Origin of the sequence: Bradyrhizobium sp. (assembly GCF_019244115.1) — a bacterium.
Classification (GTDB): domain Bacteria; phylum Pseudomonadota; class Alphaproteobacteria; order Rhizobiales; family Xanthobacteraceae; genus Bradyrhizobium.
The window spans coordinates 1-6,520 of record NZ_JAFATE010000196.1 but is presented as its reverse complement, the minus strand read 5'-3'; the positions used below and the strand labels follow the sequence as shown (position 1 = coordinate 6,520).

The window sequence follows — 6,520 nt, the reverse complement described above, 5'->3', positions numbered from 1 at the left end:
CTCCATGCCGGCGACAGCGTCACGCTGGTGGCGCCGCGCGGCGCCGTTACCCCGATGGGGACGACGCCCCGGATCAAACCCTACAAGATCGTCGCGGTGTTCGAGATCGGCATGTCGGAATATGACTCCACCTTCGTGTTCATGCCGCTGACCGAAGCGCAGGCCTATTTCAACCGTCCCAACGACGTCTCCGCGATCGAGGTGTTCACCACCAATCCCGATCGCATCGATGCCTACCGCAAGAGCGTGACGGAGGCCGCCGGCCGGCCGGTCTTCCTGGTCGACTGGCGGCAACGCAACTCGACATTCTTCAACGCGCTGCAGGTCGAGCGCAACGTGATGTTTCTGATCCTGACCATGATCGTGCTGGTGGCGGCGCTCAACATCGTCTCCGGCCTGATCATGCTGGTGAAGGACAAGGGCAGCGACATCGCCATCCTGCGCACGATGGGCGCCTCGCAAGGGGCGATCATGCGCATCTTCCTGATCACCGGGGCCGCGATCGGCGTGGTCGGGACCATCGTCGGCTTCTTCGTCGGCCTGATCATCTGCCTGAACATCGAGACGATCCGGCAGTTCCTGTCCTGGCTCACGTCGACCGAATTGTTCTCGCCGGAACTTTATTTCCTCTCAAAGCTGCCGGCCGAAATCGATGTCGGCGAGACCAGCGCCGTCGTCATCATGGCGCTCACACTGTCCTTCCTGGCGACGCTCTATCCGTCCTGGCGTGCCGCGCGTCTCGATCCCGTCGATGCGCTTCGCTACGAGTGAGGCACTGATGGGCCAGGGGGCGGACGATGTGCCGGTCATCTATCTCCACGAGATAAGGCGCCGGTACATCCAGGGCGAGGCGCCGCTGACCGTGCTCGATGGCGTCAAGCTCGCCTTGTGGGCGGGACAGTCGGTGGCCCTGGTCGCACCATCGGGCTCCGGCAAGTCGACGCTGCTGCACATTGCGGGCCTCCTCGAAAGCCCCGATGAGGGCGAGGTCTATGTCGCGGGCGCGCCGACCTCGCAACTCACCGATGGCGAGCGCACCAATATCAGGCGCACCGATATCGGCTTCGTCTACCAGTCGCACCGGTTGCTGCCCGAATTCACCGCGTTGGAAAACGTCATGCTGCCGCAGATGATCCGCGGCCTGAAACGCAGGGAGACCATCAAGCGCGCCACCGAGATCCTGAGCTATCTCGGCCTCGGCGAACGCGTCACCCACCGGCCGGCGGAATTGTCGGGCGGCGAGCAGCAGCGTGTGGCGATCGCCCGCGCCGTCGCCAACGCGCCGCGCTGCCTGCTGGCGGACGAGCCGACCGGCAATCTCGACCCGGGGACCGCCGAGCATGTCTTCCACGCGCTGATGCAGCTCGTGAAGGCGACGCGGGTCGCGATGCTGATCGCAACCCACAACATGGAGCTCGCCGGCCGCATGGACCGCCGCGTCTCGCTGGTCGACGGCAAGGTCGTCGAGCTGGACTGACGCTCGCGGACCAGCCGCGGCCTCTTACCGTCAGTCCGTCATTGCGAGCGAAGCGAACCAATCCAGACTGTCGCCGCGGAGACGGTCTGGATTGCTTCCGCCTTCGTTCCCTGAGCTTCGGCGGACAAGTCGGCGCAGGGCGCCTCCCAATGACGAGGCGCGAGCGCCGACATGCCTCTCCGCCGTCATTGCGAGCGAAGCGAAGCAATCCAGACTGTCGCCGGGGAAGCAGTCTGGATTGCTTCGGCGCCAAGGCGCCTCGCAATGACGAAACTCTTCGATTCAATTTTCAAACAGCCTTGAGGGCACGGCGGCGCATTCTCGCGGGCGGAAAGCCCCGAGGGATGCGGTCACGTTGTCCCTCCAGAAAACAGAGGGCGCAGGGAATGCCGGGTGAAGGCCTCACCCATGGCCCCCGTGCGTAAAAAAAGCACGGGGAAGGAACCACAGGTTCAGCCAAATCATCCGGCATTCCCTGCGCGACGGTTTACGGCTTATAGCGCGCTCTCCCCGGGGAACCGGGCTTTCTTGCCCCCGTCATCGGCGAAACGTCTTTTCGCCAACTTGACACCAGCGTCGGGGTGCCAGGACCACACGCCTTTGCCGTCCGCGTTCACTGCGCTCGTCCAGCGCCTTGCTCGCGTCCATCGCAGGCCCGCCTCACGTTCAGTGACGATTGGCCAAAACGCCCTCTATCATCGAGGCGGGATGGGTGGACTATTGTTCTGATTTTCAGAACATGTCAAGCGGAATTCGCCGGCCGGTCCCCAACCGGCGAGGTCAGCCTTGATTAGCTTCACGAATTTCGATTTTCCGCACCAGCGACTTTTGCGGCCTGGACCGCTTCGCGCGAAGCTAGGCGTCGCCAAAATCAAATTGATTCGCCCGTCGGGCAAAATCACTTGATCTCAAAGCGGTGGCCTCGCACGCGAATATGCGAGTTTTCACGCCAACGACGATTCTGCCCTGCCACGCTGGTCGCGCGACAGCAACTTGAAAACTTCGCGGTGCAGATCGCGCACCCGAACTTCAATGTTGACTCGTTGCCCGCGATCGACGCGCTCATCGGCCATCTCGATAGTGACGACAGAGACGCGGTACTGGCGCGCGCCGCAGAGAACGCTGCGCCGCGATGTTCGATCCTTGCAGATCGCTCGGTGCTTCGTCCGTGCGATTGGTGATGGACTTGGCAGGCCCATCCATCCTGCGGGATGTGATTTGCAGATGGCGCGCCCAGTAGTATGATTTTGAAATTGCTCATTCGACAGATCAATTCAATGAATTTGATCCGTACCATCGGGCTTGCCACAATCGGTCGCGTTTCGCTCTTTGTCGCGATAGGGGCCTTGTTGGGATATATTCAAATGCTGTTGGAGACTCGCCTTGACGAGACGCCCGAGTTTCCGCCCGAGCTTATCAAAGTGCTGTTCGCTTGGGTTTTGGTACAGTGCCTGATCATTATCGCGGCGCTCGCCTCGTGGAAATTCGCGGTCGGCGATACGTATTGGAAGGCACCGGTGCTGTACTTCCTGATATTTCTGAACGTGCTTCTGCTGCTGGTGGTCCTTCCCCGCTTCATTCCCGACGTCGTCATGAATGGACTAAACGATCTCCCGGTCGGCGGCGGCGCGCAACTACGCGCTTTTATCGCGGCGCGCCCCGCCTGGGGCGTCCTCGTTGGAGTGATGATCATGATTAGCGAAGCTCTCGATGTTTTTGCGACGTTCGCTTTTGTCATTCGCGCAATGATCGTTCGGTCGGGAAAATGGGCGGGCCTCGTTTTCCTGTTGATTGGCACCATCGCGGGTTCGGGCTTCTCTCTGTCGGTGGATTCGACGGCGACGTCTCTCCTGCAATCTCCATTTCTTTTGGGAGTAAGCGCACTTGCGTTCCGCGTCTTGCCGACGAGGTCATCCGCCCCGACGATTCGAACACACCTTGTCGAGGCTCGCTGATCAAGACGCCACATGATGAATTTCAACCTCCGTCCGTATTTGACCTCGCGTGGTGGCGTGCAAACTCTTCGGCAAAAACAGCATGCTGCGTTGGGTCATTGAAATTAAATTCACTCAGCTCCGGCGGTGGTTCGACGACCGGCGGGCCTTCGATGATGATGGGCAGGAAATGCGGGATCCCGTCGGGCGAGTTTCTTTGATTCTGCAGCGCGAGTGTTGCTTCTCGAATGACCCATTCCGATCGCTTCGCATTGGATGACCAAAATAGATAAAAGGCATCACAGCCTGCAATCTGTGTATAGATTTCCTCTTTCCAGCGTTGACCTGGTTCGAGCGAGAGAAGGTCATGGAAGTAGTCGATCTTCTGTGCTTTCAGCATTTTCACCATATCGAGCACCTTCGGTCGATCTGCGGAGGCATAGGACAAGAACACCTTGTTGAACCGCAGCGCCTTTTCGGCAACCGGAGCCGAGGTCGCCCCGTCGGAATCAGGAATGGCCTGTAGCCTTAGCTCGATGATCCCGGCGGGCGCTCCATTTACAAAGACCCGGATCAGCGGCTTGTACTTCCTCGCACCGAATCTTGTCGGGAGCCTTGCCGCATATGCAACATGAGCAACATAGCCCCGCCACATAAATTCCTGATCTGGGCTTTGAATTTCGGCACCCCGACTCTCAATGGCAATTCGGACTTTGTCACCATGCGACAGAGGAAGCTTCAACGGAACAGTCTTGAATAACGTGGTGGCGGCATCGAGCTCTTCTGCGACAGCCTTTGCATCGGCCAGTTGCTCGGGGCTGTGTATGACAACCTGAATGTAGAAATCGTCACCAGGTGCGACGGTGGGTGGCGCGAAGGCTGCGATATTCACCGGCTTTGAACTGTCGCCAGCTGGTGTCTGCACGGGAGCTTCGTCGTGATCAATTGCCGTGTTTGGACTTGCGGCTGACGCGGACTCTTTTGCGTCATGGAGTGAAAATTGTGCCGCAAGCTCCGAGGTGATTTCAGAATGAGCTTTTCCACTGCGGTCCGAGCTGAGCCCCACCTCTCGACTTGTCGATGAATATAGTCGGCTGGCAGCCCATACTCCTGCGATAAAAAATCCAGCAGCCCCAAAATGGACCAATATCGGGAGATTCCGAATTGCGAGCTTGATTGCCCCCGATGGAAGCCCGGCCAGAATGAAGTCAGGTTCCGTCGGTGGGAGGTGGGGGAGAGGAAAGGCTGCGGCAACAAGAGCGAAAAGCGAATCAATCAGCATGACCAACTTCCTTGATCGACTTGATTGCTGCTCTCGTAGAGGAATACCACAGAGGGGCGCGGACGTCCTCGGCTCATCCCACCTTTTGATTCGGCGTGTAATGAAACTTCAGCTTGGATTTGGCGGACCCCGCTTGCGAATATGCAGGCCTGGGCGAGCGCCGATCCGGCCCTGAAGTGCGTGACCGACATGCTGCCGCGTCCGGTCGGGATTTTTTCCCGACGCGCCCGGGACATTTTCTGCCGCATCTTTCTTGAAGCACCTGCGCGGAGAGTGCACCCTCACTCATGACCGCCCAGAGCAAGAAGGCGGGCTTTGCAGGAAACGAAGGAAGAAACGCGATGCGCAATCTCCCGATGCGACCGGTGCAGTCCTGGCCAAGCGCACGATCTGGAAAAGCACTCGGCTCTGCCTTGCTTTCGATTGCGGTGGTCGCGCCCTGGAATGCCCTGGCGGAAGAGGCGGCTCCCGCGCCATCGGCGCTGGCAGGCCCGAGCATCGGGTCGCTTCCTGATGAGTTGTCGCCGTGGGGCATGTTTCTTCACGCCGACATTGTGGTGAAGGCCGTCATCCTAGGCCTTGCGCTGGCATCGGTCGCGACCTGGACCGTCCTGCTGGTCAAGACGATTCAGTTGCGTCTGGCGCGGCGCGCCGCACGTCGAGCCTCTGCAACGCTGATGGCGTCCCCGTCCCTCTTCGGTGCGATCAGGCAACTCGCGGGACAGCGAAGCGCTGTGATCCGGCTTCTGGCGGCAGCCGAGGATGAGCTTGACAGGTCGCAAGACCTCTCCGCGGAAGGCATCAAGGAACGTGTGGCCTGGGAGCTCGAACGGCTCCAGGGGGTAGCGGCACGGCAGATCGGGCGCGGCATGGGCGTGCTCGCCACCATCGGCGCGGTCGCCCCGTTCATCGGGCTATTCGGTACGGTGTGGGGGATCATGAACAGCTTTGTCGGCATTTCCCGCGCCCATACCACCAACCTCGCCGTCGTTGCGCCGGGCATCGCCGAAGCGCTGCTGGCGACCGCCTTCGGGTTAGTCGCCGCCATTCCGGCGGTCGTGATCTACAATGTCTTCGTGCGCTCGATTGGCGGATATCGCGCCGACCTCACCGATGCCTCGGTGGCGATCCTGCGTCTGCTCAGCCGTGATCTCGAACGGGACAATCGGGAGTTCGACTTAAGGCGCGGCCCGCGTGCGGCCGACGCGCCGGCACTGTCGATCGCCCAATCGGCGGAGTGAGGCATGGCCATCAGCTTTGCCAAGCGCGACGACGAGTATGCCGAGGCGCACGAAATCAACGTGACGCCGTTCATCGACGTCATGCTGGTGCTGCTTATCATATTCATGGTGGCGGCGCCGCTCGCGACCGTCGACATCTCCGTCAATCTGCCGGCCTCGACATCGGAGCAGCAGCCGCGGCCCGACAAGCCGATCTTCGTCACGTACAAGGCGGACCATACATTCGCGGTCGGCGACGATGACGTGGCGCGTTCCGATGTCGCTGCCGCACTCGATGCCGCCACCGGTGCCGATCGTCAGCAGCGGGTGTTTCTGCGCGCCGACCAGTCGCTCTCCTACGGTGAGGTCATGCAGGTGATGAACCTGCTCCGCGACGCCGGCTATCAGAAGGTCGCGCTGGTGGCGCTCGAGAGCAGGAGCGCGCCGTGACCGTCCTCACGGTCGATGATCAACCGGATCAATCCGGCGAGTTCGCGCTCTGGGTTGCGGCTGTGGTCATCGTCCTCGTGCTCCATGTCGGGCTCGCGGTGGGATATCTGCGGCTGAGGCCGGAGCCGGAGACGCGCGCCGAGGCGCCGGCCTTCGA

The 6,520-nt window shown here is 60.8% G+C and carries 7 protein-coding genes; 5 read left to right on the top strand and 2 right to left on the bottom strand.

The features are described from left to right. The coding region (locus JOZ76_RS08565) for an FtsX-like permease family protein (RefSeq protein WP_291698192.1) at positions 1-771 on the top strand (771 nt) is incomplete at its 5' end. Positions 772-778: 7 nt separating this feature from the next. Then, positions 779-1,477 carry an ABC transporter ATP-binding protein gene (locus tag JOZ76_RS08560; RefSeq protein ID WP_291698191.1) on the top strand — a complete coding sequence of 233 codons (699 nt, stop codon included), beginning with the start codon at positions 779-781 and terminating at the stop codon, positions 1,475-1,477. 944 nt (positions 1,478-2,421) lie between these two features. Here JOZ76_RS08560 and JOZ76_RS08555 read toward each other — a convergent pair. Further along, positions 2,422-2,676 carry a hypothetical protein gene (locus JOZ76_RS08555; protein ID WP_291698190.1) on the bottom strand — a complete coding sequence of 85 codons (255 nt, stop codon included), beginning with the start codon at positions 2,674-2,676 and terminating at the stop codon, positions 2,422-2,424. A 78-nt stretch (positions 2,677-2,754) separates the two neighbouring features. Here JOZ76_RS08555 and JOZ76_RS08550 point away from each other — a divergent pair, with 78 nt between their 5' ends. Further along, positions 2,755-3,432 (top strand): hypothetical protein, encoded by a 678-nt coding sequence (locus JOZ76_RS08550; RefSeq protein ID WP_291698189.1) that lies wholly within the window; start codon positions 2,755-2,757, stop codon positions 3,430-3,432. Between the two features lie 22 nt (positions 3,433-3,454). Here the strand turns inward: JOZ76_RS08550 and JOZ76_RS08545 are convergent, their stop codons facing one another. Further along, positions 3,455-4,693, bottom strand: coding sequence for a toll/interleukin-1 receptor domain-containing protein (locus JOZ76_RS08545; RefSeq protein WP_291698188.1), 1,239 nt, complete (start codon positions 4,691-4,693; stop codon positions 3,455-3,457). Positions 4,694-5,226: 533 nt separating this feature from the next. On the opposite strand from JOZ76_RS08545, the gene exbB reads away from it, so the two are divergent. Together exbB and exbD are read left to right on the top strand one after the other, a co-directional pair. Then, positions 5,227-5,934, top strand: coding sequence for a tonB-system energizer ExbB (exbB, locus tag JOZ76_RS08540; protein ID WP_441299998.1), 708 nt, complete (start codon positions 5,227-5,229; stop codon positions 5,932-5,934). 3 nt (positions 5,935-5,937) lie between these two features. Beyond that, positions 5,938-6,363, top strand: a complete 426-nt coding sequence (gene exbD / locus JOZ76_RS08535; RefSeq protein WP_291698186.1) for a TonB system transport protein ExbD — start codon at positions 5,938-5,940, stop codon at positions 6,361-6,363. Positions 6,364-6,520 lie beyond the last annotated feature (157 nt).

Coding starts and splice junctions, on each gene's coding strand:
- JOZ76_RS08560 (WP_291698191.1), top strand. CDS start 779: ATGGGCCAGGGGGCGGACGATGTGCCGGTCATCTATCTCCACGAGATA.
- JOZ76_RS08555 (WP_291698190.1), bottom strand. CDS start 2,676: ATGGGCCTGCCAAGTCCATCACCAATCGCACGGACGAAGCACCGAGCG.
- JOZ76_RS08550 (WP_291698189.1), top strand. CDS start 2,755: ATGAATTTGATCCGTACCATCGGGCTTGCCACAATCGGTCGCGTTTCG.
- JOZ76_RS08545 (WP_291698188.1), bottom strand. CDS start 4,693: ATGCTGATTGATTCGCTTTTCGCTCTTGTTGCCGCAGCCTTTCCTCTC.
- exbB (WP_441299998.1), top strand. CDS start 5,227: ATGTTTCTTCACGCCGACATTGTGGTGAAGGCCGTCATCCTAGGCCTT.
- exbD (WP_291698186.1), top strand. CDS start 5,938: ATGGCCATCAGCTTTGCCAAGCGCGACGACGAGTATGCCGAGGCGCAC.